This window comes from Nonomuraea sp. NPDC001684, from assembly GCF_053596515.1.
Genome location: NZ_JBSFGJ010000023.1, coordinates 25606 through 49366 on the forward strand (window position 1 = coordinate 25606; position 23761 = coordinate 49366).

28 protein-coding genes and 1 riboswitch are annotated in these 23761 nt (G+C 72.0%); of the genes, 14 read left to right on the forward strand and 14 right to left on the reverse strand.

Annotated features, from left to right (window positions below):
• Window positions 1–354: 354 nt before the first annotated feature.
• Complete coding sequence (locus ACWCSD_RS07590) at window positions 355–1569, reverse strand: aminotransferase class III-fold pyridoxal phosphate-dependent enzyme (RefSeq protein ID WP_397166057.1); 1215 nt, start codon at window positions 1567–1569, stop codon at window positions 355–357.
• Window positions 1566–2486, reverse strand: a complete 921-nt coding sequence (locus ACWCSD_RS07595) for a carbohydrate kinase family protein (protein ID WP_449913572.1) — start codon at window positions 2484–2486, stop codon at window positions 1566–1568. The genes ACWCSD_RS07590 and ACWCSD_RS07595 overlap by 4 nt, the downstream gene beginning before the upstream one ends.
• Window positions 2487–2558: 72 nt before the next feature.
• Between ACWCSD_RS07595 and ACWCSD_RS07600 the strand changes: the two genes are divergently transcribed.
• Both ACWCSD_RS07600 and ACWCSD_RS07605 read left to right on the forward strand, forming a co-directional pair.
• Window positions 2559–3143 carry a TetR/AcrR family transcriptional regulator gene (locus ACWCSD_RS07600; RefSeq protein WP_357998699.1) on the forward strand — a complete coding sequence of 195 codons (585 nt, stop codon included), beginning with the start codon at window positions 2559–2561 and terminating at the stop codon, window positions 3141–3143.
• 43 nt (window positions 3144–3186) lie between these two features.
• Window positions 3187–3825 (forward strand): class II aldolase/adducin family protein, encoded by a 639-nt coding sequence (locus ACWCSD_RS07605; RefSeq protein WP_387670789.1) that lies wholly within the window; start codon window positions 3187–3189, stop codon window positions 3823–3825.
• A gap of 23 nt (window positions 3826–3848) precedes the next feature.
• Here ACWCSD_RS07605 and ACWCSD_RS07610 read toward each other — a convergent pair whose 3' ends face one another.
• Window positions 3849–5417 carry a DUF885 domain-containing protein gene (locus ACWCSD_RS07610; protein WP_397166059.1) on the reverse strand — a complete coding sequence of 523 codons (1569 nt, stop codon included), beginning with the start codon at window positions 5415–5417 and terminating at the stop codon, window positions 3849–3851.
• A gap of 23 nt (window positions 5418–5440) precedes the next feature.
• Here ACWCSD_RS07610 and ACWCSD_RS07615 point away from each other — a divergent pair, with 23 nt between their 5' ends.
• Window positions 5441–6658, forward strand: coding sequence for a DUF4032 domain-containing protein (locus ACWCSD_RS07615; RefSeq protein WP_387670792.1), 1218 nt, complete (start codon window positions 5441–5443; stop codon window positions 6656–6658).
• On the opposite strand, the gene ACWCSD_RS07620 is transcribed toward ACWCSD_RS07615, so the two are convergent.
• Window positions 6652–7254, reverse strand: coding sequence for an NAD(P)-dependent oxidoreductase (locus ACWCSD_RS07620; protein ID WP_449913576.1), 603 nt, complete (start codon window positions 7252–7254; stop codon window positions 6652–6654). The two genes, ACWCSD_RS07615 and ACWCSD_RS07620, sit on opposite strands and share 7 nt — an antisense overlap.
• Window positions 7255–7308: 54 nt before the next feature.
• Here ACWCSD_RS07620 and ACWCSD_RS07625 point away from each other — a divergent pair, with 54 nt between their 5' ends.
• The 5 genes from ACWCSD_RS07625 to ACWCSD_RS07645 all read left to right on the forward strand — a co-directional run bounded on the left by ACWCSD_RS07625 (window position 7309) and on the right by ACWCSD_RS07645 (window position 9801).
• The gene (locus tag ACWCSD_RS07625; RefSeq protein ID WP_358288175.1) at window positions 7309–7659 is read left to right on the forward strand and encodes a winged helix-turn-helix transcriptional regulator; all 351 of its coding nucleotides are present in this window, start codon (window positions 7309–7311) and stop codon (window positions 7657–7659) included.
• A gap of 137 nt (window positions 7660–7796) precedes the next feature.
• Window positions 7797–8171, forward strand: a complete 375-nt coding sequence (locus ACWCSD_RS07630; RefSeq protein ID WP_352352017.1) for a roadblock/LC7 domain-containing protein — start codon at window positions 7797–7799, stop codon at window positions 8169–8171.
• Window positions 8172–8174: 3 nt separating this feature from the next.
• Window positions 8175–8999 carry a DUF4388 domain-containing protein gene (locus ACWCSD_RS07635; protein WP_397166062.1) on the forward strand — a complete coding sequence of 275 codons (825 nt, stop codon included), beginning with the start codon at window positions 8175–8177 and terminating at the stop codon, window positions 8997–8999.
• Window positions 9000–9031: 32 nt separating this feature from the next.
• Window positions 9032–9403: a roadblock/LC7 domain-containing protein gene (locus tag ACWCSD_RS07640; protein WP_449913577.1), complete on the forward strand. Its 372-nt coding sequence runs from the start codon at window positions 9032–9034 to the stop codon at window positions 9401–9403.
• Window positions 9404–9429: 26 nt separating this feature from the next.
• Entirely contained in the window at window positions 9430–9801 is a 372-nt protein-coding gene (locus ACWCSD_RS07645; protein ID WP_352352019.1) for a hypothetical protein, read from the forward strand.
• A 42-nt stretch (window positions 9802–9843) separates the two neighbouring features.
• On the opposite strand, the gene ACWCSD_RS07650 is transcribed toward ACWCSD_RS07645, so the two are convergent.
• The 4 genes from ACWCSD_RS07650 to ACWCSD_RS07665 all read right to left on the reverse strand — a co-directional run bounded on the left by ACWCSD_RS07650 (window position 9844) and on the right by ACWCSD_RS07665 (window position 13659).
• Window positions 9844–10719, reverse strand: coding sequence for an alpha/beta fold hydrolase (locus ACWCSD_RS07650; RefSeq protein WP_358288184.1), 876 nt, complete (start codon window positions 10717–10719; stop codon window positions 9844–9846).
• A gap of 54 nt (window positions 10720–10773) precedes the next feature.
• A complete protein-coding gene (locus tag ACWCSD_RS07655) occupies window positions 10774–11481 on the reverse strand; it encodes a hypothetical protein (RefSeq protein WP_387670800.1) in 708 nt (235 codons plus the stop codon).
• 175 nt (window positions 11482–11656) lie between these two features.
• A riboswitch (cyclic di-AMP (ydaO/yuaA leader) is annotated at window positions 11657–11791 on the reverse strand.
• Window positions 11792–11956: 165 nt separating this feature from the next.
• Window positions 11957–12157: a DUF5302 domain-containing protein gene (locus ACWCSD_RS07660; protein ID WP_352323331.1), complete on the reverse strand. Its 201-nt coding sequence runs from the start codon at window positions 12155–12157 to the stop codon at window positions 11957–11959.
• A 47-nt stretch (window positions 12158–12204) separates the two neighbouring features.
• Entirely contained in the window at window positions 12205–13659 is a 1455-nt protein-coding gene (locus ACWCSD_RS07665) for an MDR family MFS transporter (RefSeq protein WP_449913579.1), read from the reverse strand.
• 56 nt (window positions 13660–13715) lie between these two features.
• On the opposite strand from ACWCSD_RS07665, the gene ACWCSD_RS07670 reads away from it, so the two are divergent.
• The 4 genes from ACWCSD_RS07670 (at window position 13716) to ACWCSD_RS07685 (ending at window position 16414) form a co-directional block, all read left to right on the forward strand.
• Window positions 13716–14213, forward strand: coding sequence for a PadR family transcriptional regulator (locus ACWCSD_RS07670; protein ID WP_358288189.1), 498 nt, complete (start codon window positions 13716–13718; stop codon window positions 14211–14213).
• Window positions 14214–14297: 84 nt separating this feature from the next.
• Window positions 14298–15293, forward strand: coding sequence for a rod shape-determining protein (locus ACWCSD_RS07675; RefSeq protein ID WP_449913581.1), 996 nt, complete (start codon window positions 14298–14300; stop codon window positions 15291–15293).
• Complete coding sequence (locus tag ACWCSD_RS07680) at window positions 15290–15859, forward strand: DUF421 domain-containing protein (protein ID WP_397166067.1); 570 nt, start codon at window positions 15290–15292, stop codon at window positions 15857–15859. Before ACWCSD_RS07675 ends, ACWCSD_RS07680 begins: the two co-directional genes overlap by 4 nt.
• A 90-nt stretch (window positions 15860–15949) precedes the next feature.
• Window positions 15950–16414 (forward strand): hypothetical protein, encoded by a 465-nt coding sequence (locus ACWCSD_RS07685; RefSeq protein WP_449913582.1) that lies wholly within the window; start codon window positions 15950–15952, stop codon window positions 16412–16414.
• 15 nt (window positions 16415–16429) lie between these two features.
• Here ACWCSD_RS07685 and ACWCSD_RS07690 read toward each other — a convergent pair whose 3' ends face one another.
• Genes ACWCSD_RS07690 through ACWCSD_RS07705 form a run of 4 tightly spaced genes read right to left on the reverse strand, consistent with a single transcriptional unit; the run spans window position 16430 to window position 20095 of the window.
• A complete protein-coding gene (locus ACWCSD_RS07690; RefSeq protein ID WP_449913583.1) occupies window positions 16430–17644 on the reverse strand; it encodes an ABC transporter permease in 1215 nt (404 codons plus the stop codon).
• Window positions 17644–18390: an ABC transporter ATP-binding protein gene (locus ACWCSD_RS07695; protein ID WP_397166152.1), complete on the reverse strand. Its 747-nt coding sequence runs from the start codon at window positions 18388–18390 to the stop codon at window positions 17644–17646. Before ACWCSD_RS07695 ends, ACWCSD_RS07690 begins: the two co-directional genes overlap by 1 nt.
• Before the next feature lie 59 nt (window positions 18391–18449).
• The gene (locus ACWCSD_RS07700; RefSeq protein WP_397166072.1) at window positions 18450–19580 is read right to left on the reverse strand and encodes an efflux RND transporter periplasmic adaptor subunit; all 1131 of its coding nucleotides are present in this window, start codon (window positions 19578–19580) and stop codon (window positions 18450–18452) included.
• On the reverse strand, window positions 19580–20095 hold the full coding sequence (locus ACWCSD_RS07705) for a hypothetical protein (protein ID WP_358288207.1): 516 nt from the start codon (window positions 20093–20095) through the stop codon (window positions 19580–19582). The genes ACWCSD_RS07700 and ACWCSD_RS07705 overlap by 1 nt, the downstream gene beginning before the upstream one ends.
• Before the next feature lie 135 nt (window positions 20096–20230).
• On the opposite strand from ACWCSD_RS07705, the gene ACWCSD_RS07710 reads away from it, so the two are divergent.
• Together ACWCSD_RS07710 and ACWCSD_RS07715 are read left to right on the forward strand one after the other, a co-directional pair.
• Window positions 20231–20887: a response regulator transcription factor gene (locus ACWCSD_RS07710; RefSeq protein WP_352352030.1), complete on the forward strand. Its 657-nt coding sequence runs from the start codon at window positions 20231–20233 to the stop codon at window positions 20885–20887.
• Window positions 20884–22074 carry a sensor histidine kinase gene (locus ACWCSD_RS07715; protein WP_397166074.1) on the forward strand — a complete coding sequence of 397 codons (1191 nt, stop codon included), beginning with the start codon at window positions 20884–20886 and terminating at the stop codon, window positions 22072–22074. Before ACWCSD_RS07710 ends, ACWCSD_RS07715 begins: the two co-directional genes overlap by 4 nt.
• A gap of 5 nt (window positions 22075–22079) precedes the next feature.
• Here ACWCSD_RS07715 and ACWCSD_RS07720 read toward each other — a convergent pair whose 3' ends face one another.
• A complete protein-coding gene (locus ACWCSD_RS07720) occupies window positions 22080–23027 on the reverse strand; it encodes a hypothetical protein (protein WP_358288212.1) in 948 nt (315 codons plus the stop codon).
• The coding region (locus ACWCSD_RS07725; protein WP_449913585.1) for an SbcC/MukB-like Walker B domain-containing protein at window positions 23024–23761 on the reverse strand (738 nt) is incomplete at its 5' end. The genes ACWCSD_RS07720 and ACWCSD_RS07725, both read right to left, overlap by 4 nt.

The window sequence follows — 23761 nt, forward strand, 5'->3', positions numbered from 1 at the left end:
CCGGATGCGACGCTACCGGGGGTGGGGAAGCACGCGGCCGAAGGGGCGCCACGGGAGCGCCTGAGAGGCCAGAGAGCCGTTCGCAGCGGGACTCCCAAGGCTCACCTCTGGTGACCCACCATGGGAGCCGAAAGCGCCGTTCGCGGCGGGGTCCTCACACGCCCATCCCGATACCCGGACAACAGGGTGGGTCAAGCCCGTCATAGGTGCCGTTCAGGGTCCGGGCGGGGTCCGGCACGCCCAGCCGGTAACCGGGCAACGGGTGGGCCCAAGGGCGGCGAAGGCGCCGTCCGGGGTGGGGTTCCGCAGGCCCACCCGGTGACCGGGCAAACGGGTGGGCCGTTCGGGTGAGGGTCAGCCGAAGTGGGTGCGGGTTTCGGTGAAGGCTTGGTCGGTGGCTTCCAGGGCGCGGGCCACGTCCTGCTCCGTCAGGGCCGCCGACATGAACCAGTTGTGCCACGGGTGCAGGTACACCCCGTGCCGCAGGCAGGCGTCGCTCCAGTACAGGGCCGTGGACAGGTCGGCGTCGCCGTCGAAGCTGAGCCACGGGATGGTCACCGGGCCGGTCTGGTTCACGACGAAGCCGTGGGACTTGGCCTGGGCGTACAGGCCCTCCCTGAGCTGGGTGCCGGCGCGTTCCATGGCGGCGATGCCGTCCGTGTCGCGCAGGGTCTCGATGGTGGCCTTGGCGGCGGCCATCGCCACGGCCGAGAACCAGAAGGAGCCGGTCGTGTAGAGGGTCTGGGCGGCGCCGCGCAGGGCGTCGGTGCCGGTGACGGCGGCGATCGGGTAGCCGTTGGCCATGGCCTTGGACCAGGCGGTCAGGTCGGGACGCACCCCGTACGGCTCCCACGACCCCCGCAGGTCGATCCGGAACCCCGCCCGCACGTCGTCGATCACCAGGGCCGCCCCGATGCGGTCGGCCAGGGCGCGGGCGCCGCGCGCGAAGGCGGGTTCGACCAGCTCCTGGTCCTCGAAGGAGTCGTGCTTGAAGGGGGTGCAGATGATCGCCGCGACGTCGCCCTCGACGGTGGCGGCGGCGGCCTCCAGGGACTCCAGCGAGTTGTAGGTGAACTCGACCAGGTCGGCGCGCTCGTTCGGGGTGGTGCCGGCGGTCGAGGGCGTGCACCAGGGGTCGGCGCCGTGGTACGCGCCGTGCGCCATCAGCACCTTCGTGCGCCCGGTGGCGGCGCGGGCGACCATGAGCGCCTGGGTGGTGGCGTCGGTGCCGTTCTTGGAGAACATCGCCCAGTCGGCGCTCGGCACGGTGTCGACCAGCAGCTCGGCCAGCTCCACCATGATCGGCCCTGGACCGTTGAGGCAGTCGCCGAGCGCGAGCTGGCGCGCGGCGGCCTCCTCCACGCGCGGGTGCCGGTGCCCGAGCACGACCGGTCCCCAGCTGCACATGAGGTCGATGTACTCGCGTCCGTCCACGTCCCACTGGCGGCAGCCCTCGCCGCGCTGGAAGAACTGGGGGTAGCCGGGGGCGAAGATGGCCGCGTTGAGGTGCCCGTACATGCCGCCGGGGACGACCTTCAGCGCGCGCTCGCGGAGTTCGGCGTCAGTCATGCGAGAGTCCTCAGGGTGGATTCGAGGTCGGTGAGGCCGGCGTCGGAGCCGAGCCCGGTGGCCACGCGGGCCGCCGCGGCGGTGCCCCAGCGGGCGGCCTCGACGACGTCGCGGCCGTGCAGCAGGCCGGTCAGGAAGCCGGCGCAGTACGCGTCGCCGCACCCGGTCGTGTCGGCGACCTCCGTCTCCAGCGCCGGCACCCGCTCGGGCCCGCCGCCGGAGGTCAGCACGAGGCTGCCGGCCGCGCCGAGGGTGACGAGCACGCCCTTGGGGCCGTCGGCGAGCAGGGTCGCGGCGGCGGTGGCCACGTCGGGGTCGCCGGTCATGAGCAGCGCCTGCGACTCGTTGGGCAGCACGTAGTCCACGTGGGGCAGGAACGCGCGGGCCATCGCCAGCAGGTCGGGCAGCTCCGACAGCAGGTCCATCGTGACGATCGCGCCGGTCGCGCGCACCTCGTCGAGGAGGGCGAAGAAGGCGGGGTCGCCCAGGCCGAAGGTGACGTCCATGCCGCCCAGGTGGATCGCCCTGGCGCGGCGCAGCACGTCGGGGTCCAGGTCGGCGAGGGTGACGCCGAGGTTGGCGCCGGGCACGTGGAAGCTGGGCCGGCCGCCGTCGGGGCGGATGGGCAGGATCGAGGCGGCGGTCTGCTCGCCGGCCCTGCGGACCAGGCGGGAGGCGTCCACACCGCGTTTGGTGAGGACGGCCACCAGGAAGTCGCCGAGCTCGTCGTCCCCGATCGCGCCCATGGTGATCACGTCGTTGCCGAGTTTGACCAGGTCCACGGCCGTTCCGGCGGCGGCGCCGGCGGCGGTGAGGCGGATCTGCTCGACGAGTACGGTGTCCTGGCCCTCGGGGATGTGCTCGACGGGCCTGGCGAGGATGTCGACGATGTGCACGCCGACCGTGGCGACGGTCATGGACTAAAATAGACAGACGTCCGAATAAAAAGTCAATATGGTGGGAGTCGCCGCGAGAAGAGGGGGATCCCGATGCCGAAGATCGTCGATCACGATGAGCGCAGGGCCGAGGTCCTGTCGGCGGCCCGCAGGGTGATCGTCAGGGACGGCATCGACGCCGCCACCACCAGGGCCATCGCCAAGGAGGCCGGCTACTCCAACGGCGTGCTCGCGCACTACTTCGCCGACAAGGACGAGATCCTGCTCTCGGCGCTGAGCCAGTCGCACCAGCGCATCAGGGAGCGGCTGACGCGTAAGGTCGAGGGCGTCACGGGCCTGGCCGCCCTGCGCGAGCTGCTGCTGGACAACCTGCCGCTGGACGCCGAGCGCACCCAGGAGAGCCGGCTGGAGGTCAGCTTCTGGAGCCGCAGCCTGGCCTCGGACCGGCTGGCGGAGGTCCAGCGGGCCGAGGCCGACGAGCTGCGCGCCGCCGTACGGGAGCTGCTGGGCCAGGCCCGCGCGGCCGGCGAGGTGCGCGCGGACGGCAGCCTCGACGACCTCGCCGAGCACCTGCTCGCCCTGGTCGACGGCCTCAGCCTGCACCTGCTCCTCTACCCGGGCCGGCTCACCCGCGTCGACCTCGAACGGCTCATGCTCCAGGCACTCGACCGCCTCTGAAAAGGCTGGAAGTATTTCGGACGACCGACTACTGTGCCCACCCATGAGCCTCCGCGAGCAGTTGTGCGAGTACGGCAGGCGCGCCGTCGAGCTGGGCCTGGTCATCGGCACCTCGGGCAACCTGAGCGTGCGCCGGGGCGACCAGGTGGCGGTCACCCCCTCCGGCGTGGCGCTCGACCGGCTGACGCCGGAGGCGTGCCCGATCGTGGACCTGGAGGGGCACCTGGTCGAGGGCGAGCTGCAGCCGTCGTCGGAGACCCCCATGCACCTGGCCGTCTACCAGGCGACGGGCACCCAGGCGATCGTGCACACGCATTCGGTGTTCGGGACGGTCGTGGCCACGACGATGACCGAGCTCCCGCCGGTCCACTACAACGCGCTGCTGCTGGGCGGCGTGGTCAAGGTCGCCGAGTACGCCACCTACGGCACGCCCGAGCTGGCCGCCAACGTGCGGGCGGCGCTGGCGGGCAAGCAGGCCGCCCTGATGGCCAACCACGGCGGGGTGACCATCGGGGCGACGATGGAGCAGGCGTTCGAGGCCACCCGCCTGCTGGAGTGGCTGTGCGAGGTCTACGTGCGCGGGCTGGCCGTGGGCAGGCCGGCGGTCCTGACCGACGAGCAGCTCGCCGCCGTCGTGGACCGCGCGGCCAACCCGCCGGCGTTCCCGCGCCGCCCGAGCTAGCCCGGGGAGCGCGAGCGGGCCGGTCAGGCCAGGGCGGCCTGTTCGGCCAGGCCCAGCGGCAGGCCGCCGGAGCCGGCGATCCGGTCGTGGAACTCACGCAGCGACCCGGTGAACGACTCCCGGATGCGGTCGATCTCGATGGCCCCCGTCAGGTACGACGGCGCCTGCGTCGGCCAGGCGCAGTAGCGGTTCACCTCGCCCCGGGCGGTGCCGGGCGACAACGACGCCTTGGTGGCCATGAACGTCTCGGCCTCCTCGATCGACATGTCCTCGCAGTGCAGCGCGGTGTCCACGATGATCCGGGCGGCGCGGAAGAGGCGGAAGTCTAGGTGGGCCAGCTCGGTGGCGGGGGTGTCGAAGTAGCCCTGCTCGTGCAGCACCTTCTCGACGTACAGGGCCCAGCCCTCGGTGAAGTACGGCGTCCTGAAGACCTTGCGGACGGTACGCGGATTGTCCGCCATGTACGACAGGTGCCAGTGATGCCCGGGATAGGCCTCGTGCACGGCGATCGAGGGCATCTGGGCGCGCGCGTTGGTGCGCAGGCGCTGGCGCACCTGCTCCTCGGTGAAGTCGTCGGGGGTGTAGGGGACGAAGAAGATGCCCGTGCGCGAGCTGCTGAGCGGCGGCGGCGCCAGGTAGTGGGCGACGTACAGCACCGGGCGGGCGTACTCGGCCGAGGGCAGGACCTCGCACTCCTCCCCCTCGGGGAAGGTGACCAGCCCGCGCTCGCGGACGAACTCGCGGGCCCGCCTGGTCTCGGCCTCGTACTCGGCCCGCATGTCCGCCAGGGTCGGCGGGTGGTCGTCCATGAGGGACTCCATGGCGGCCCGCCAGTCCTCGGCGCCGGTCATGCCGAGGGCGACCCGGCGCATCCGGGCGTCCAGGTCGGCCCAGGCGGCCCTGCCCTTCTGGTGCAGTTCGGCGGCGCCGTACGTGAGCATCTCGCGCTCGCGCAGCAGGGTGGAGTAGAGCTTCTCCCCCATCCGCCAGGTGCCGCCGCACTGGAAGCCTTCGAGGAAGGACACCAGCGCGTCGAACGCGTCGGCGGCGGGTCCGGCGGCCTCGGCCAGCCGGGCGCGCAGCGTCTCGTCGCCGACCATCGCGGGGAGCGTGCGGGTGAGGAAGTTGCGGCCCGTACGGGCCTGGTTGAGCCCGCGCGTGACCAGCAGCGGCGCGGCGAGGTCGGGGTCCAGGTTGGCCTGGCAGGCGGCCAGCACGCCGGGCACCTCGGCCAGGCGGGAGATCGCGGCGGCGACCAGTTCGGACTCCGGCTTGAGCCGCTGCTGGAAGGCGTTGAACAGCGACCCGAAGACGGCCGAGAGGTACAGGCCCGGGTTGCGCCGCCACTCGGGCCAGGATTCGAGCGCGACCGAGCCCCTCAGCTGGGACAGGACCAGGTCTCTGTCGATGGCGTCGTCGAGCGAGTCGGCCGGGGCGTCGGAGAGGCGGTCGATCCAGCGGATCTCTTCCCGGGCTCTGTTCTCCCAGGCGGAGGCGGTGAAATCGCCGAGGGTGTGGTCGTAGCCGTCGGCTCCCAATTGGCTGGCGACGACGGGACGGTCGGAAAAGTACCAGTTGAGAAACTCGTCCACCTACGCACCATATCCTGACGTTCATGCCCCTGCAGATCACTGGCGCGCTAGGCGACCCCGACCTCATCCGGCTCCCCTGGGACGTCCCGCTGGCCGACTGGCCCAAGCATCATCTGGTCGATCTGCCGCGCGGCATCTCCCGCCACGTCGTGCGGTTCGCCCGGCTCTCCGGCAAGGTCTACGCGATCAAGGAGATCAGCGAGCGGTACGCCAGGCGCGAGTACCAGCTCCTGTGGGACCTGGCCAGGCTGGACGCCCCGGCCGTCGAGCCCGTGGCGTACGTGACCGGCCGCGACGAGGGCCTGGACGCCGCGCTGATCACCCGGCACCTGCAGTTCTCGCTCCCCTACCGGGCCGTGATGTCCGGCACCCTGCGCCCCGACACGCTCACCCGCCTGCTCGACGCGCTCGCCGTGCTGCTGGTGCGCCTGCACCTGAACGGCTTCTACTGGGGCGACTGCTCGCTGTCCAACACGCTCTTCCGCCGGGACGCCGGCGCCTTCGCGGCCTACCTGGTGGACGCCGAGACCGGCGAGATGCACCCCATGATCAGCGAGGGCCAGCGGCTGACCGACATCGACGTCGCCCACACCAACATCTTCGGCGAGATGCTCGACCTGGAGGCCGGCGGGCTGCTGCACCCGTCGATCGACCCCATGGAGACCGCCGAGGACATCGTCACCCGCTACCACCGCCTGTGGGCCGAGATCACCGACAGCGAGATCATCGACGAGGTCGACTGGCACCGCGTGGAGCAGCGCATCCGCCGCCTGAACCTGCTCGGCTTCGACGTCGCCGAGATGATGGTGCGGCGCAAGGTCGGCACCGGCCGCCTGATCGTCCGGCCGAAGGTGGTGGACGCCGGCCACCACCAGCGCCGGCTGATCAGGCTGACCGGGCTCGACGTGGAGGAGAACCAGGCGCGGCGGCTGCTCAACGACCTGGACGGCTACCGGGTCGCCAAGGGCCTGCGCCACGAGGACGAGGCCATCGTCGCCCACCGCTGGCTCGCCGAGGTGTTCCACCCGACGGTCGACGGCATCCCCGCCGAGCTGCGCGGCAAGCTGGAGCCCGCGCAGCTCTTCCACGAGATTCTCGACCACCGCTGGTACCTGTCGGAGACGGCGGGCGGCGACGTCGGGCTGGCCACGGCGGTGAAGTCGTACGTGGACAACGTGCTGGTGCACAAGCCCGACGAGAAGGCGCTGCTGCCCGACGACCCGGACGAGGACGATCAGTAGGCGACCGTGATGCGGGTGCGCGGGTGGGCGTGCTCCTCCAGCTCGTCGGCGATCGCCACCGCGTAGTCCTCGGCGGTGATGAAGCTGCGGCCGTCGGCGTCGCTGAGCAGGTCGTCGCGGCCGATCCGGTAGACGCCGGTGCGCTCGCCGGGCGCGATCTCGGCGGCCGGTGAGACGTAGGTCCAGTCGAGGTCGGTCACCTCCCGGTAGAGCCCGAGCGCGGCCCGCGCGGCCCTGGCCTCCTTCTTGTAGATCTCCGGGAAGCCGGGCGTGTCGACCAGGTCGAGGCCGGGGCCGGCCTTGAGGCTGCCCGCGCCGCCCACGACCAGCACCCGGCTCACCCCGGCGGCGCGCAGCCCGTCGATGAGGGCGCGGTTGGCGGCCAGGAACGGCGGCTCGGGCTCGGTGCCGTCACGCGGCGGGGCGATGGCGCAGACGACGGCGTCGTAGCCCTCGGCGAGCGTGGCGGCGTCGTGGACGTCGCCCTTGACGGGACCGCAGCGGCTGACGCCGGTGACGTCGTGGCCGCGGCCGGTGAGTTCGGTGACGATGCGCTGACCGATCATTCCGGTCGCGCCGAACACGAGGATCTTCATGAGAAGCACAGTATCCAATGGATACTGGTTACTTCATCGTGCTATAAGTACCTTATGGATACCGGTGATGCCTTCGACCCGAACTGCCCGACTCGGCTGGTCCTCGACCGGATCGGCGACAAGTGGTCGGTGCTGGTGCTGCTCAGCCTCAGCGACGGGCCGATGCGCTTCACCGTGCTGCGCGGGCGGATCGGCGGGGTGACGCCGAAGGTGCTCACCCAGACGCTGCGGGCCATGGAGCTGGACGGGCTGATCACCCGCGAGGTCTTCGCCGAGGTGCCGCCGCGGGTGGAGTACGCGCTGACCGACCTGGGCCGCTCGCTGCACGCGCCGATCTCGGTGGTCGCGCGGTGGGCCGAGGAGAACGTGCACGAAATGCTCCGCCATCGTGAAAAAACCTCGTGAATTGATCATATTTCCGCACGAGTGATGCTTTTCTTCGTCCTAGCCGTATAAAAACGTATCCCTCGGTAAATCGCCTGCCTTCTGGTCTCTTGTGGCCCCCTACGCTTTCCCCGTCCCACGACGGAGGGAGGCTCGCGGTGCTGGGAGTGGACACCTGCCTGGCGGAGGTCATGTCGATACCGGGCGCGCTCGACGCCATGCTGGTCGACGGCACGAGCGGCATGGCGGTCGCCTTCAGCAGCGCGTCCGGCGTGGACGCCGACAGGTCCGCCGCCGCGCTGACCGAGGCGCTGCGCGCCACCACCGACGGGCTGACCCGGACGTGTCCCGGCGAGATCGTGCGCATCGACGACATGCTCGTCACCACCGACCGGGGGCACCACCTGCTCCGGCTGCTGGAGACGGTCTTCGAGGGGCCGCTGGTCATCTACGTCCGCCTCGACCCGGAACGGTCGAACCTGGCCCTGGCCCGGTACCGCCTGCGGGCCATCTCCGACCTGCTGACCACCTGAGCCATGGCCGCGCTCGACTCACTCCTCGCCGGACTCGCCCGCGAACGCGCGACGGGGGCGCTCCGCGTGGGCCGGAACGGCACGATCTACCTGTCGGACGGGCGCGTGACGTACATGGAGTGCGCCCAGACGCCGGGCGTCGAGCGGCTGTTCGCGGCCAGGGGGCGCGTGCCGGAGTCGGCCCTGCGTGCCCTGCAGGCCGACGGCGGCCGCGCCCGGCTGCTCCAGGACGGCCCGGTCACCCTGGCCGAGCTCCAGTACGCCGTGCTCGGCGTGGTCCAGGACGCCGCCTTCTTCCTGCTGCCGGTGACCGGCGTGCGGCCGAAGTTCCGGCCCGGCGAGGAGCACTGGCTGGGCGGGCAGTGGTTCTTCGACGTCCAGGAGCTGGTGCGGGAGTCCGCCCGCCGCCGGGAGCAGCTGGCCGGCATCTGGCCCTCGCCGGAGGTGGACACCCAGCCCGTGCGGCCGGTCCCGCGCCTGCCCGGGCACGGGGTGGCGCTCAGCCAGGTGCAGTGGGAGGTCGTCGTACGGGCCGACCACAAGGCGACCCCGCTGGAGCTGGCCCGGCACCTGGGCCGGTCGGGCTACTCGGTGCTGGTGGCCGTCAGGAGGCTGGCCGCCGCCGGCCTCCTCGTCCCGCCGGACCCGCTACGGCCCGCGCAACGCCGTCCGGACGACGGGGAGGCGCTGCCCAGGCGGGTGCCGGGCGCGGTGGCAGTTCCCGCCGGGAACGGGCGGGCGGGGGCCGCCGGGCCGGTGCCGACGGGCGACCCGACCGATCTGACGCTGCTGCTGCGGCTGAAGAAGGCGCTGGAGGAGATGCCGTGAGGTTCCCCTCACGACGCAGGAGGAGGCCACCCGTGGAGCTACGGCAAGAGGTCCTGGCGGAGATGGGGCTCCTGCGCGGCCGCACGCCGGACGTCACCGGCAGCGTCGCGTGCACCGTCGACGGCCTGCGGATCGCCTGCGACCTGCAAGGAGACACCGGCGAGCAGGTGGCGGCGCTGTCGGCGGCGCTGCTCGCGATGAGCGGCCGGATGCTGACCATGGCGGGCCGCGGGACGTTCGAGGAGACCCTCGTGTCCGGCACCGCCGGGTTCGTGGCCTTCTACGCCGCGGGCCCCACGATCGTCCTCACGGTTCTGGCGGGACCCGGCGCCAACGTCGGACTCCTCCGGCTGGAGGGCAGGAAGACGGCGGCCTCCGTGGCCGCCGTGGCACGCAAGCACTGACCATCCCCACCGAAGCGGAGGAAAGCATGGCAGGCATGGACGTCTCCCTCAAAGAGATGATGAGCATCGACGGCACGATCGGGGCGGCGATCGTCGACCACGGCAGCGGCATGGCGCTCGGCACGCTCGGCGGCTCGAAGGAGCTGGACCTGCAGGTCGCGGCGGCGGGCAACACCGAGGTCATCAAGGCCAAACTGCGCACGATGGACTCGCTGGGCCTCAAGGACGGCATCGAGGACATCCTGATCACGCTGACCGCCCAGTATCACATCATCCGCCCGCTGACCGGCCGCAGCGGCAAGGGCCTGTTCCTCTACCTCGCCCTCGACCGCAACCGGGCCAACCTGGCCTTGGCCCGGCACATGCTCAAGGTCATCGAGGAGAAGCTGGAGCTCTGACCGGCCCGCGCAGCGAGGCTCCGCGGCGAGTCATGCGGCGGGTCACGCGGCGGGCTCGGGCCGGGCGGGCGTCGCGGAGCCGGTGTGGGCGGTGATCTCGGCGACGATCGCGGGCCAGAGGGCGCGGGGCAGGTCGTGGCCCATGCCGGGGTAGGTGACCAGGCGGGCGCCCGGGATGGCGGCGGCCGTGGCCCGCCCGCCGGCGAGCGGCACGAGCTGGTCGTCCTCGCCGTGGATGACCAGCGCCGGCACCTTCAGCCCGCCCAGCGCGGACGTGCGGTCGCCGGAGGCCATGATGGCGGCGAGCTGGCGGGCCGTGCCGGCCGGGTCGTGGCAGCGGTCGAAGGCGAGCCCGGCCAGCCTGGTGACGCGTTCGCGGTCCAGCTCCCAGCCGGGGGACCCGAGCACGGCCCAGGTCGTCAGCGCGCCGGCGACGACCCCCTCGCGGTCGGTCGCGGGCTTGGCGAAGAGCACCGCGGCGGCCGCCTCGGTCGGCGGGGCCGCCTGCGGGCCGGGCGTGGACATGATCGAGGTCAGGCTCAGCACCCGAGCCGGGTGCCGGATGGCCAGCGCCTGGGCGATCATCCCGCCCATCGAGGCGCCGACGACGTGCGCGGCGGGCAGGCCCAGGACGTCCATGAGCCCGGCGCTGTCGTCGGCCAGGTCGTCCAGCACGTACGGCGAGGGCGCGCCCCATGCGGGCACGCCCTCGTCGTGGAGATGGGTGGACAGGCCCGCGTCGCGGTTGTCGAACCTGACGACGTGGTGGCCCTGCTCGGCCAGGAGTTCGCAGAACTCGTCGTCCCAGTGGATGAGCTGGGCGCCGAGTCCCATGATGAGCAGCAGGGGCCTGCCCGCGGGTGAGCCGAAGCTCTCGTAGGCGATCTCGATGCCGTTGGCGGCTGCGCGCTGGATCACAGCGACCAGAATGACATTCTGGTCGCGAGGCGTAAAGAGCGGTCTGTCCGGAGATCAGTCGTTGAGGAGCTTGCGCAGGCGCTCGCCGCCGAGCACCACGCCGCCGCCGGCCAGCACGAGCACGCCGGCCATGACGGTGCCGCCCATCGCGACGGTCTTCCCGACCTGGCCGCCGGCGGAACCGGCCGCGTCCTCGGCGGGCTTGTCGGCCAGCACCTTGGGAGGCTCGGCCGGGTTGTCGTCGAACCTGCCCCACGCGCCGGTGGAGAAGGCCACGGGGTAGTTCTTCTTGCCCTTGCCGTCGCCCCACTTGGTGATGACGTAGTCGATCTTGATGTGGCCCTGGCCGCCGTTGCCGTCCACGCCGAGCGTGTCGGGGTTGAAGGTGCCGCCGGTCAGCTCGGCGAAGGTCTTGGCGTCGAGGTCGAGCATGACGCCACGGCTGGAGGGCTCGCCGGGGCCGCGGTCGCCCACGAAGAACGGCATCTTCTTGCCGTTGTAGGTCACGTAACCCTCGGTCATGAGGGGCCAGCTCGGGCTGGCGGCCAGGCCCTTCTGCATGGGCTTGCCGCTGGCGGGGAGGCCGGTGTCGCCGGCCCGGCCGGAGGAGTCGTCCCAGAAGTAGGAGGCCTTCGTGGAACCCTTGAGCAGGATCTTCTGGTCGTCGCCGGTGTCGGCGTGGGCGCCGGTGGCGGAGATCGTCAGCGCGCCCATGGCGGACACGGACAGCAGGGCGAGAGAGCGCAGGCCAAATCGAGACATGAAGCAGTGAAGTCCTTCGCGAGGGGACAGGGGGAACGCGCGTGACTACGGTGCGTAACCGGGCAGAGCGCCGAAAAGGTGGTTACGCGGCGCGTGGGGGAAGTCAGGGAAGAGACCGCTCAGCAGGCGGTCGTCACTACACTGTCCGGGGGTACGACGAGGTGGTACATGCGTGAAGTCCTCTCCATCTCGCCTACCGGGTTAGCTGACGGGTTCGGGCGTGGAGATGCCCTACCGGCACATGGCCGGATTCACCCCAATGAGATGGGTCCCCGGTTCCCGACAAGTCGGGATTCGGCGCCAGCTGTCGTCCCTCTCCTGGTAGGGACTACGCCACCAGCTGGTAATTGGTTAAGACGGTACCCAGAGATTCGGACAAATACAAACGAATCGTCATGAACCGGGTAAAGATCTACCTATCGAGGTAAAGAGAAAGGGGGCACGGCATGCCGTACCCCCTGCTAAATCGGACCTTTCAGCCGCCGCTCTTGCGCCTGAAGGATCTTTTACTCGCTGCCGGACCGTGCGCCCCGTGGATCTTCGACGGGTCCACGCCCCTGCCACCCGCGGCCGAGTCGGCCTGCTGCCCGCGCTTGCGTTCCAACGCCTCGCGGAACTTGCGCTTCATCTCGTCCTCGGGAGTCTCGCTGACTTCCGGCTCCGGTGTTTCCGCCATGAGGACCTCCTGGTTCTGGGGACATCCACAGCTTCGCACGACGTCGCTTACGACGCGAAACCGGCCTCCACTCTGCTTTCCGCCGCGGGCGCCTGCTCCAGCCGCCTGCCGGGCATCATGACCAGCGCGACCAGGGCGATCACCGCGCCCGCCACGCCCAGCGACGGGATGACCACGGCCGCCGCCGAGGCGTGCGCGGCCGCGAGCCCGTGGACCGGCGCGTCCGTGGTGATGACCGACGTGTACGCGGTGCCGGCCAGCGCCAGCGCCACCGAGCCGCCGATCTGCCGGAAGAAGGTGAGGTTGGCCGAGGCCGTGCCGATGTACCGCGGCGCGACGGCCTGCTGCACGGCCACGGTCAGCCCCGACAACATCGGCCCCATGCCGAGCCCGAGCAGTGCCATCCACCCGGCCAGCAGCAGGCCGTCGGTGCGCACGGTGAGGTTCAGGCAGAGCAGGCTGCCGGCCACCAGCAGGAACGGCGCCCCGACCAGCCACGGCTTGTACGTGCGCGTCCTGGACATCAGCGTGCCCATGAGCGCGCTGCCCGCCACCATCGCCAGCGTCATCGGGTAGATCCTCAGCCCGGACTCGGTGGCGCTGACGCCCAGCGCCTGCTGGAAGTAGCGCGGCAGGAACACCACGCCGGCGTACATGCAGAAGGCGGTGAAGAACGAGGTCGCGTTGACCAGCGTGTACGTGCGGTCCCGGAACAGGTGCATCGGCATGACCGGGTTCGCCGCCCGCAGCTCGACCAGCACGAACGCGGCCAGCAGGACCAGCCCCAGCAGGATCGGCCCGGCCACGGGCGGGGAGGTCCAGGAGTTGCCGTCCAGGCCCTTCTCGGTCAGGCCGAGCAGCAGGGCGCTGATGGCCACGCTGAACACCGCGATGCCCGCGTAGTCCGGCCGGCCCCCGCCGCCGGTGCCCGGACGGAACGGCAGCCGCAGCACCACGATCGCGATCAGCACGATCCCGAGCGGCACGTTCACGTAGAAGGCCCACCGCCAGCTCGCGTGGTCGGTGAACAACCCGCCCAGGAAGGGCCCGGCCAGGTACGTCAACGCCATCACGCCGCCGAGTGCGCCCTGCACGCGGGCGCCGTTGCGTCCGGGCGGGAACATCTCCATCACCAGGGCCAGCGACAGCGGCAGCAACGCGCCCGCGCCCAGCCCCTGCACGGCGCGGAAGGCGATGAGCTGGGTCATGTCCTGGGCGAGCCCGCACAACGCCGATCCGACGACGAACACCGACATCCCGACGAGCAGCAGCGGCTTCCTGCCGTGCTGGTCGGACAGCCTGCCGTACAGCGGCACGGTGACGGTGGAGGTGAGCAGATAGGCCGTGACCACCCAGGTGTAGAGCCGGGTGCCGCCCAGCTCGCCGGTGATGCGGGGCAGCGCGGTGCCGACGATCGTCTGGTCGAGCATCGCCAGGAACATCCCGCCGAGCACCGCCAGCAACACCAGCCCGTTGCCCTTGGGCTTCATGTCATAAGTCACAGGTGAAGATTGATATGTAAGAGCTGACATGTCAAGCCTTCGCTATGCTGGCGGGCATGTCCCTGCGGATCGCGCTCCTCGGCCTGCTCGCCACCAAAGGCCCGGCCAGCGGCTACGACCTGGCCAAGAAGTTCGAGCACTCGCTCAACCACGTCTGGCAGGCGGGGCACACGCAGATCTATCCGGAATTGGTCAAGATGGCCGCCGACGGCCTGGTGACGGTCGAGCACGAGGGCGCCCGGGGCCGCAAGATCTACGCCATCACCGCCGAGGGCCGCGCGCTGGTCACCGAGTGGCTGGTCGGCCACGACCCGTCGGCGACCGTGCGCAGCGAGACCGCCCTCCAGGCGTTCCTGCTGGCCCTGCTCGACACCGGGCAGGCCGTCGCCGTGGTCGAGCGCATCAAGGCCCACTTCCAGGCCCGCCTCGCGACGCTCGACTGCCGGCCCGGGGGCCTGTTCGGCCAGTACGCGCTGTCCCTCGGCCTGCACCAGGCGCGCTCCGGCATCGAGTGGGCCGACGAGACCCTGGCCGCCCTGCGGCGCGAAGGGTAAAACGGAACTCTGCGGTTCCTGGTGTTGCGTTGGAGAAGCGCCGGATATACACCCAGGCATGATGCTCAACCTCCCAGTACGGCGATGAGCCTCCTGGGTCGTGACCTGGCGATCGACCTCGGCGCGGCCGGCACGAGGATCTACGCCAAGGGCAGGGGCATCGTGCTGGACGAGCCGTCGGTCGTCCTGCGCGACAGGCAGACGGGCAGGGTCGTCCGCTTCGGCGCCGAGGCCCTGGACGGCGCGGACGGCGCCGACGGCACGGACGGCGAGACGTACTGGCCGATCAGCGACGGCCTGCCCCAGGACGGCGAGCTCGCCCGGCGCATGATCAGGCACTTCCTGCGCAAGGTGCACCGGCACCCGTTCCCCCGCCCGCGCCTGGTGATGGCCGTGCCCGACGAGTTCACGCCGATCGAGCGGGTGGCGCTGCGCGACGCCGGCTTCGAGGCGGAGGCCCGCGGGATCCTGCTGGTCAAGCACGCGATCGCGGCCGCGCTCGGCGCGGGCCTGCCGGTCCGCGACGGCACCGGGCACATGGTCGTCGACATCGGCCGGGACGCCACCAGGGTCGCCGTGCTCTCCTGCGGGGCCGTGGTCGCCGCCGGAACCGTGCGCGGCGGCGGGAACGCCGTGACCCGCGCGGTCGCCCGCCTGGTCGAGGACGAGCACGGCCTGCTGGCCGACGAGCGGGAGGCCGAGTCGGCCAAGCTGCGCGCGACGCGGGAGCCGGCCGGAAACGTGCTGATCCGCGGCAGGGACTCCGGCACCGGCGAGGAGCGCGCGGTGGCGCTGCCCGCGGCGCGCGTCCGCGAGGCGGCCGTCCAGCCGGTCGAGCACATCGTGCGGGCCGCGGAGCACACCATGGAACGCTGCCCTCCCGAGCTGACCGCCGACCTGGGCGAGCGCGGAATGGTGCTGGTCGGCGGCGGCGCGCTGCTGCCCGGCCTGCGCCGGCGGCTGCAGGAGGGGCTGTCCATGCCGGTGCGGCGCGCGGAGCGGCCCAGCGACTCGGTGGCCCTGGGGCTCGGACGCTGCGTGGAGGACCTGGGGCTGATCGCCAAGCTGAGGCGCCGGTGAGCGACCTGTTCGACCTGGGGGTCTCCGTCGCCGACAAGACCGTCAGGACGATCGCCGTCTACGTGACGATCGCCGTGCTGCTCCGCATCACCGGCAAACGCGGCATCGCGCAGCTCAACAACTTCGACTTCGTGGTCATGCTGCTGATGAGCAACGTCGTGCAGAACGCGATCATCGGCCCGGACAACTCGCTGATCGGCGGCCTGGTGGGCGTGGTGATCCTGGTGGCGGTCAACTCGGTCGTGGTGCGGCTGGCGGCGACCGTGCCCTCGGTCGGCAGGGCGTTCGAGGGCACGGCGGTCGTCCTGGCCCGCGACGGGCACTTCATCCCCTCGGCGCTGCGCCGGATGGGCGTCCGGCAGGCCGACCTCAACGTGATGCTCCAGCTCCGGGGGGCCGAGAGCGTCACCGACACCGACCTGGTACGCCTGGAGCCCGGCGGCTCGCTCCTGGTTCACCTGCGTCCCGAGGAGGAGGGAGCCGAACGCGGTGACCTGGAGGACCTGTGCCGGCGCCTCGACCGCATCGAACGCAAGCTGGACGAGCTGAGAACCGGCCCCTCCTGAGAATGCGCGGCCGGATTGCCTTTTGATATCGGCCATTAATATTGCGTTAATCCCCCTGCGCCCGGAATTGATCTCCGATATCGTCCCAACGTGCGCCTGGCTGGTCGCTCGGTCGTGATGTCCGCGGTGCTTGTATGCGTCGCGGTCGCGGCAGCCTGTACCTCCGGCCGCCAGTCCTCCTTCGAGGAGGCGGCCAGGCAGCTCACCGCCGACACCGACACCCTGCTCACCAGCGCCGCGCTGCGCGTGTCGCCGGCCGACCGCTCCGACGAGACCGAAGACCGCTCGTGCGTGCCCGGCCAGGTGCGCCGGCTCGTCCGGGCCGAGGGCGAGACCGCCGACGCCCCCGACGGCCTGCTGCACACCCTCCAGGACATGGGCTACGACCAGATCGTCGAGGATCTCGACCTGCGTGACGAGACCCCTGTCGTCTCGGTCGTGCGCAACCCCCGGACGAACCTGACGTTCGAGCTCACCGTGCTCGACGGGCCGAACGTCAGGATCGTCGGCAGGACGACCTGCTACTCCCCCGTCCCCGAGTCCACTCTGTCCTGACCCGGGGCGCTTGTCTCAGGGCGCCGACAGCGCCTCCGTCGGCGACAGCCGGGAGGCGCGCACGGCCGGGTAGAGCCCGGCCACCGCGCCGATGAGCAGCGTGGCCGCCAGGCCCCCGACGGTCGCCCACGCGGGCACCACGGCCGGCCATCCGCGGGAGAAGGCGTAGGCGACGGTGACGCCGGCCCCCAGCAGGATCCCGCCCGCGCCGCCCAGCGCGGACAGCAGCAGCGACTCGGCGAGGAACTGGGTGCGGATCTGGCCGCGCGTCGCGCCGAGCGAACGGCGCAGGCCGATCTCCGCGCGGCGCTCCAGCACCGAGATGACCATCGTGTTGGCCACGCCGACGCCGCCGACGAGCAGCGCCACCGCCCCGACGCCGAGCAGCAGCCCGGCGAAGGCCTGGCTGGTCGCCTGCTTGGCGGCCAGCGCGTCGGACGGGCGGGAGACGTCCACCTCGTTGGGCGCCTCGGGGTTGGCCGTGCCGGCCAGGACCGACCGCACGTCCTCCAGCCTCGCCTCCTGCGAGCGGGTGTAGAGCGTGGTCGGATGCCCGTCGAAGTCCAGCCTGGACTCCGCGACCGGCCAGCCGACCAGGGCCGCGCTGTTCAGCTCCTCGGCCAGGGGCACCGGGTCGAGCAGCCCGACCACCGTGAACCGGATGCCGCCGATCACCACCTGGGTGTCGGGGGTGACCGTGCCGATGCCGAGCCGCTGGGCGGCGGCCGAGCCGAGCACCACGGCCGGGTAGCGTTCGGTGGCCGCGTTGAGCCAGGTGCCGCGGCGGACCGTCGCGCCCACGGTCGGCAGCAGGTCGAGGCGGGCGGCGATCGTGACCAGGCCGTTGGTCTGGGGCGTCGGGATCTCCTCGCTCCGGTAGACCTTCGCCTCGGGCACCTTGCCCGTGGACGAGACCGACTCCACCGGGCCGATGCGCTCGATCATCGCCTCGGCGTCCGTCGGCATCTGGGCCGCCTCGCCCAGGAGCGTGGTGCCGGAGGCGACGGTGAGCAGGTTCGTGCCCAGCGCGGACAGCGTCCGGTCCAGCTCGGCGCTGGAGGAGGACGAGATGCCGACCACGCCGATCATCGCGGCGATGCCGATCGCGATGCCGAGCGCCGACAGGAACGCCCGCAGCGGGCGCGTACGCAGGCCGACCGCGCCCACGCGCATCACGTCGCGCGGGCGCATCCTGGCCGGGGAGAGCCGGGGACGCTCCAGGGTCGCCATCACGCCACCTCGGATTCGACGGGCTCGCGCACGCACCGGCCGCCGCCCTCTTCGCCGCGCCCGCGCAGCTCCGCACCGGGTTCAGAGCCCGAGTCGGAGACGATCCGGCCGTCTCGCATGCTCACCTGGCGGGGGAGGCCGGCGGCGATCTCCCGGTCATGGGTGATGATCACGATGGTGGTGCCGCTCCCGTTCAGCTCGTGCAGCAGGTCCATCACGCCGGCGCCCGACACCGAGTCCAGCGCGCCGGTGGGCTCGTCGGCCAGCAGCAGCGGCGGATCGCCGGCCACCGCCCTGGCGATGGCCACGCGCTGCCGCTCGCCGCCGGACAGCTCGTGCGGCTCGTGGTCGACGCGGTGCCCGAGGCCGACGCGGCGCAGCGCCGTCCCGGCCCGGCGGCGGCGTTCGGCCGGCGGCAGGCCGGTGTAGATCAGGCCGTCGGCCACGTTGTCCAGGGCGGTGACCTTGGCGGCCAGGTGGAAGTGCTGGAAGACGAAGCCGATCGTGGTCGCGCGCAGGGCCGAGAGCTGGTTGTCCGACAGCTTGGAGACGTCGTGGCCGTCGATCTCGACGCGGCCCGCCGACGGACGGTCGAGGGTGCCGACGACGTTGAGCATCGTGGACTTGCCCGAGCCCGACGGGCCGACGATGGCGACCAGCTCGCCGTGCCGGACCTCCAGCGACACCGAGTCCAGCGCGGCCACCCCGCCCGGATAGGTCCTGGACACGTCGGTGAGCACGATCATGCCCCGCCCCGCATCCGCGGGGGACGGGGTGGCGGGCTCGGAGGGGGTCGGGGTGGGGGTCATTTCGGGATTCCCACTGTCATGCCGTCGGTGAGCCCGTCGCCGGAGATCTCGACGCGGCCACCGGCGAACAACCCGGTCCGCACGGCGACGTACCGCGACCTGCCGCCCTCCACCACCTCCACCCCGAACCCGCCCTCCCGCAACGCGACCAGCGCCGACACCGGCACGGTCAGCACGCCCTTCCGCCGGTCGGCGGTGAACGTCACCTTCACCGCCGCCCGGTCCAGCCCCTTGGCGGCCTTGGCGTTCCCCAGCGAGACCTGCACCTCCAGGCGGGTCTCCGGGTCGGCGTTCTGCCCGTCACCGGGATCGATGATCGTGGCCACCTCGGTGATCCGGCCGGTCACGTCCTTGCCGTCCGGCATGGTGACCGAGACCTTGGTGCCCTTCCTGGCCATCCGCTGGTCCTCGGCGGCCAGTTCGGCGGTGACGACCTTCTTCGTGCCCGTGTAGGTGAGGATCTTCTGGCCGGGGCCGGTGGGCTGGCCCTGCTCGGCCTCCAGGCTCTCCACCCGGACCTTGCCGGGGGCGAAGACGACCCGTCCCAGCTCCACCACGCCGGTCTCGTCGAGGCCGCGGTCCTCCTGCCACTCCCGCACCGCCTGGGCGGTGTCGTAGGTGTACTCGTCGTCCACGGTGAAGCCGTCGTAGCCGAGCTTGCGCAGGTTGCGCTCCAGGTTCTCGACGTCCTTGCCCTCGCTGCCGATCCGCAGGTCGCGGTAGGCGGGGGTGGTGCCGTACAGGAGCATGACCGGCTTGTTGTCCAGGCGGTACAGGGACCGGCCGCGGGTGATCAGGTCGCCGCTGTCCGGGAGCCAGGTGACGGTGCCGGCCTTCCTGGCCATGGCCGTGGTGACCGGGCCGTAGCCGAGCTCGCCGTCGGCGTCCCTGGTGTCGTTCAGCGTCTGGCGGGTGACCGGGGTGGTGGCCGGCGGCAGCGCGCCGGCCGACGCGGACGGGGCGGCGCCGCCGTCCAGCACCCCGCCGGGATTGACCGCCAGGACCGCCGCCCCCGCCACGGCGGCCACCCCGACGAGGGCGAGGACCGCCCGCCCGCCACGGCGGCGGCGGGCGCGGGGGGAGGGAGCGTCCGGCTCGGCCTTTCCGTCGATGGTGGCCGTCCCCATCAAGAGCCCCCCTGTCCCCCGCCGATGTTCATCCGGCACTTCTCCTGCGCGGCCTTGAAGTCGGGGTCCTCGCCCACCTCGGGCGTGATGCGCATCATGCCGCCCTCGGGGTCGGGGAACGCCTCCACGCCGTTGTCCCGCATGCACTGCGCCTGCTTGCGCATGTTCTCGGCCTGCTTGGGGTCGCCGCCCTTGCCCAGGTTCATGCCCGCGGGCTGGAGCGCCTTGCAGGCGTCCATCGCCTTCTGGACCTTCTCCGGGCCGCCGGAGCCCTTGTCGAACTTCATCTGGATCCGGCCGTCCGGGCCGGGGTCGGCGATGTCCAGGCCCTGTTCGCGCAGGCAGGTGGTGTACTTCACGGCCTGCGCGTTGCGGTCGGCGGTGGCCGGGGCGCCGGCCGTCGGCTTGGCGCCGGTGCCGGTCACCGACGCCACGTCCGATCCGCCTTCCTGGGCGCCGCACGCCGTCAGGAACAGCGCGGCCGCGGCCAGCGCCATGAGGGATCGTCCTCGCATGAATGTTCTCCTCCATCGAAAGCCGGTGGCCTTACGAGGGGAGATGCAATACGCGGACGTGTTTCTCCAGCGTTTCCATCTCCGGCTTATCCGGATCAAATACCACCCGCGCAAGAATCGAGCCGGAGGTACGGAATGCGGGTGCTGGTGGTGGAGGACGAGCGCGTGCTCGCCGGCGCGATCGCCGAATGGCTGCGCGACGAGACCCACGCGGTCGACCTCGCGCACGACGGCGCGGCGGCGCTGGAGCGGATCGCGGTCAACGACTACGACGTGGTCGTCCTGGACCGCGACCTGCCGCGCGTGCACGGCGACGACGTGTGCAGGGAGCTGGTCGCCTCCGAGTCCGACGCGCGGGTGCTGATGCTCACGGCCGCCGCCCAGCTCGACGACCGGGTCAGCGGGCTGTCCATCGGGGCCGACGACTACCTGTCCAAGCCGTTCGCCTTCCCCGAGCTGGCGGCGCGGGTCCTGGCACTGGGACGGCGCTCACGGCCGGCCACTCCCCCGGTGCTGCGCCGGGCCGGGATCACGCTCGACCCGGGGCGCAGGGAGGTGTTCAGGAACGGGCGGTTCGTGCCGCTGTCGAAGAAGGAGTTCGCCGTCCTGGCCGAGCTGATGCGGGCGCAGGGCACGGTCGTCTCGGCCGAGCACCTGCTGGAGAAGGCGTGGGACGAGCACGCCGACCCGTTCACCGGCGCGGTGCGGCTGACGATACTCAAGCTGCGCCGCAAGCTGGCCGACCCGCCGGTGGTGGAGACGGTGCCGGGAGTGGGGTACCGGATCGCATGAGACTGCCCCACCCCACCCTCAGGCTGCGCCTCACCCTCGTGTACGGCGCCCTGTTCCTGGTGGCGGGGCTGGCCCTGCTGGGCGTCACGTACCTGCTGTTCAACCAGCAGCTCGCGCAGTCGTTCGAGAACCGGTTCGTGACCACTGCCGGCACCCGCAAGAACGTGATCTTCCTCAAGCAGGACGGCGTCGAGCTGGTCGGCCCCGCCGCCGTCGACTGGATGCGGCAGCAGGAGGAAGGGGTGCGGGAGGCCGCCGTGACCTCGCTGCTCACCCAGGGCGCGATCGCGCTCGTCGTGGTGTGCGGGACCGCCATCGGGCTCGGCTGGGTGGTGGCCGGACGCGTGCTGGCCCCGCTGCACCTGGTGACCGAGGCCGCGCGCAGGATCGCCGCCGCCCCCATGGCCGAGCGCGGCCTGCACGAGCGCATCGCGCTCGGCGGCCCCCCTGACGAGGTCAAGACGCTGGCCGACACGTTCGACACGATGGTGGAGCGGCTCGACCACTCCTTCGACGGCCAGCGCAGGTTCGTCGCGAACGCCTCCCACGAGCTGCGCACGCCCCTGACGCTCAACCGGGCCCTGGTGGAGCTGGCGATGCACCGGCGTACCGCCTCCGACGACGTCAAGGAGCTGGGCGAGAGCCTGCTGCAGATCAACGCCCGCCACGAGCGGCTCATCTCGGGCCTGCTGCTGCTGGCCCGCTCCGAGCAGGAGATCGCCGACCGCTCCCCGGTGGACCTCGCCGACATCGTCTCGCACGTGGTCGCCCAGACCGCCCGCGCCGCCGCGGAGGCGAACGTCGTCGTGAAGGAGGAGGCCGGGCCCGCGCCGACCGCGGGCGACGCGCTGCTGCTCGAACGACTGGTGCACAACCTGGTCGAGAACGGCATCCGGCACAACCTCGGCGACGGCGGCGGTTGGGTCCGGGTGGTGAGCCGGACGGCGCCCGGCGGCCTGGCCGAGGTGGAGGTGACCAACAGCGGGCCGAGCGTGCCGCCGTACGACGTGCCACTGCTGTTCAAGCCGTTCCACCGGCACGGCGCCGAACGGGTGGTCACCGGGATGAGCGCGGGGCTCGGGCTGTCGATCGTGCGCTCGGTGGCCGTCGCGCACGGAGGCGACGTGACGGCCCGCCCGCGCGAGGGCGGCGGCCTGGTCGTCACCGCCACCCTCCCGGCCGGCTGACCCGGCTACTGGTGGGCGGCCGTGCGCAGTGAGCGGTAGAGCAGGCGCGGGTCGCCCAGGTGGTGGCGGAGCAGCTTCTCCAGGCCGCCGATCGGGACCAGGTTCTGGGGGGCGCGCGGGTCCTTGTAGTCGACGCCGGCCAGCGCCGGCAGGGCCAGCGTGACGGCGTCGGCCAGCTCGACGACCTGCGCGGGGTCGAGCTCGGCGCTGGCCTCGCAGCGGGCGATCCCCGCCCACGGCGCCGTCGACTGGACCGGCAGCCGCAGGTACCAGGCGTGCCGGCGCCAGCTGGTGCCCATGAGGAACACCGGCGTGCGCTGCCCCGGCGTGAGCGCGGCCACCACGGCCGACTGCGGCTGCGGCAGGTACGCCGCGTGGTGCGTCTTGATGTAGCCGACGGTCCGCGGCAGGTGGGTGCGCCCCCGCAGCGGGCCGTCCACCAGCAGCAGGTCGTCGCCCAGCGACCGGTGGCGGACCGCGAGGTCCACCTCCAGCTGGGTGACCTGGCGTTGCAGGGCGAGCGACAGCTCCTCGAAGCTGGAGTCGGCGGCCTTGTTCGGCAGGTAGGAGGCGTGCGCGGTCTTGACCTCCGGCGCGTACGGCGAGGCCGAGATCAGCGTCCTGTTGACCTCGATCGCGGCCAGCTCGGCCCCCTCGCGCCCGCAGCGGACGATCCCGGCGGCGTAGGAGGCGGCGATCCCGGGGACGGGCATCGGCAGGTCGGGATCGTGCACCCACACGCGGGCGTCGATCCGGCGCACCCCGTCGGCGACCAGCAGCGTCTCGGGGGCGGCGGCGCCGGGGCCCGGCGTGACCGGCTTCCAGTCGGCGGCCGGCCGCTCGATGTCGAGGACCAGCTCGGCGCTGGTGGCGCCCAGCTCGGACAGGGCCTCGACGGCGATCGCGGCGGCGTAACCCGGGTCCCAGGGGTCGACGGTGAAGCCCGGGTTCACGGCCCCACCTTGCGCACGTGCGAGCCCTTCGCGTCGCGCAGCACCTCGAAGCGCGCCGGCACCCGGTCGGCCAGCGCCGGGACGTGGGTGACGACGCCGATCATGCGCTCCTGACCGGCGGCCAGGCGTTCGAGGGTGGTGGCGACGGTGTCGAGGGTGGCCGGGTCGAGGGTGCCGAAGCCCTCGTCCAGGAAGATCGAGTCGAGCCCTCTGGCGACGGCCCCCGACAGCGCCAGGGCCAGGGACAGCGCGGCCTGGAAGGTCTCGCCGCCGGACAGCGTGCGGGCGCTGCGCCGCAGGCCGGCCTCGCCGTGGTCGATGACCTCGATGTCGCCGGTGCGTTCGCCGAGCGCCAGCTCGTACTGGCCGTCGGACAGCTCCATCAGCGTCTCGGACGCCGCGGCGACCAGCACGGCCAGCGCCTCGGCGCACAACCACCGCTCGAAGGCGTTGGCCCGCAGGCGCAGCGCCAGCTCGTGGGCGACCTTGGCCTCGTGATCCTTCTCCGCGACGACGGTCTCCAGCTCGGCGGCGCGCCTGCGTTCCTCGCGGACCCGTTCGAGGGCGCCGTCGGCCCGCGCGACCGCCCCGGCTACGGCCGCGCCGAGCTGGTCGGGGGTGGCGTTGCGCGGGACGGTGACGCCGTGCTCGGCCAGGCGTTCGGTCAGCCGGTGGCGTTCGGCGGCGAGCCGGGCGGTGGCCTGGGCGAGCTCCTGCTCCCGCTCGGTCAGGGC

Coding starts and splice junctions, on each gene's coding strand:
- ACWCSD_RS07590 (WP_397166057.1), bottom strand. CDS start 1,569: ATGACTGACGCCGAACTCCGCGAGCGCGCGCTGAAGGTCGTCCCCGGC.
- ACWCSD_RS07595 (WP_449913572.1), bottom strand. CDS start 2,486: ATGACCGTCGCCACGGTCGGCGTGCACATCGTCGACATCCTCGCCAGG.
- ACWCSD_RS07600 (WP_357998699.1), top strand. CDS start 2,559: ATGCCGAAGATCGTCGATCACGATGAGCGCAGGGCCGAGGTCCTGTCG.
- ACWCSD_RS07605 (WP_387670789.1), top strand. CDS start 3,187: ATGAGCCTCCGCGAGCAGTTGTGCGAGTACGGCAGGCGCGCCGTCGAG.
- ACWCSD_RS07615 (WP_387670792.1), top strand. CDS start 5,441: ATGCCCCTGCAGATCACTGGCGCGCTAGGCGACCCCGACCTCATCCGG.
- ACWCSD_RS07620 (WP_449913576.1), bottom strand. CDS start 7,254: ATGAAGATCCTCGTGTTCGGCGCGACCGGAATGATCGGTCAGCGCATC.
- ACWCSD_RS07625 (WP_358288175.1), top strand. CDS start 7,309: ATGGATACCGGTGATGCCTTCGACCCGAACTGCCCGACTCGGCTGGTC.
- ACWCSD_RS07635 (WP_397166062.1), top strand. CDS start 8,175: ATGGCCGCGCTCGACTCACTCCTCGCCGGACTCGCCCGCGAACGCGCG.
- ACWCSD_RS07645 (WP_352352019.1), top strand. CDS start 9,430: ATGGCAGGCATGGACGTCTCCCTCAAAGAGATGATGAGCATCGACGGC.
- ACWCSD_RS07655 (WP_387670800.1), bottom strand. CDS start 11,481: ATGTCTCGATTTGGCCTGCGCTCTCTCGCCCTGCTGTCCGTGTCCGCC.
- ACWCSD_RS07660 (WP_352323331.1), bottom strand. CDS start 12,157: ATGGCGGAAACACCGGAGCCGGAAGTCAGCGAGACTCCCGAGGACGAG.
- ACWCSD_RS07670 (WP_358288189.1), top strand. CDS start 13,716: ATGTCCCTGCGGATCGCGCTCCTCGGCCTGCTCGCCACCAAAGGCCCG.
- ACWCSD_RS07675 (WP_449913581.1), top strand. CDS start 14,298: ATGAGCCTCCTGGGTCGTGACCTGGCGATCGACCTCGGCGCGGCCGGC.
- ACWCSD_RS07690 (WP_449913583.1), bottom strand. CDS start 17,644: ATGGCGACCCTGGAGCGTCCCCGGCTCTCCCCGGCCAGGATGCGCCCG.
- ACWCSD_RS07695 (WP_397166152.1), bottom strand. CDS start 18,390: ATGATCGTGCTCACCGACGTGTCCAGGACCTATCCGGGCGGGGTGGCC.
- ACWCSD_RS07700 (WP_397166072.1), bottom strand. CDS start 19,580: ATGGGGACGGCCACCATCGACGGAAAGGCCGAGCCGGACGCTCCCTCC.
- ACWCSD_RS07705 (WP_358288207.1), bottom strand. CDS start 20,095: ATGCGAGGACGATCCCTCATGGCGCTGGCCGCGGCCGCGCTGTTCCTG.
- ACWCSD_RS07710 (WP_352352030.1), top strand. CDS start 20,231: ATGCGGGTGCTGGTGGTGGAGGACGAGCGCGTGCTCGCCGGCGCGATC.
- ACWCSD_RS07715 (WP_397166074.1), top strand. CDS start 20,884: ATGAGACTGCCCCACCCCACCCTCAGGCTGCGCCTCACCCTCGTGTAC.